This window comes from Cryobacterium sp. 10I1, from assembly GCF_035019805.1.
In the GTDB taxonomy this organism is placed as follows: domain Bacteria; phylum Actinomycetota; class Actinomycetes; order Actinomycetales; family Microbacteriaceae; genus Cryobacterium; species Cryobacterium glucosi.
On record NZ_JASJVF010000567.1, the window covers coordinates 1 to 443 of the forward strand.

At 69.5% G+C, this 443-nt stretch carries 1 protein-coding gene; it reads right to left on the minus strand.

Features of this window, described 5'->3' with window-relative positions; translation table 11 throughout:
* Positions 1-443 (minus strand): hypothetical protein (locus QN345_RS19805; RefSeq protein WP_323509214.1); only part of this gene is annotated, 443 nt, incomplete at both ends.

Genomic DNA, 443 nt, shown 5'->3' on the forward strand with positions numbered 1-443 from the left:
ATCCCGTAGGTCACGGTGCCCTCGAAGTCCCCGGCCGGGGCGTACCGGGTGATGGCGGCCAGGCCGACCGCTTCGCGCGGAGCCTCGAGCACACTCGAGATACCGTCCTCGGTGTGGGCCTGCGCGAGGCGGAACACCACCCGCAGGATGCTGTCGGTTCCGTCCATCGGAATCGTCAGGCCGCTCGCATCTCCGGTCAGGACCGGCACGTATTCGAGTTCATAACCGGGGAAGCCGCCCTCGAACCGGAAGCTCAGCTGGTCGTATGGCGGTGAGGCGAGCGGATGCGCACCCGCACCGATCGAGGTCAGTGACGGGAGCGGCGGACTCGGCGGCGGGGCGATCGGGACCGCGATGTCATGGCCGATCGTTGCCGGTTGCCCGGGTCCCGGCCAGGCCCAGCCGTAACTGATCCGGGCGGAGAGGACCCTGTCACCGGGCTG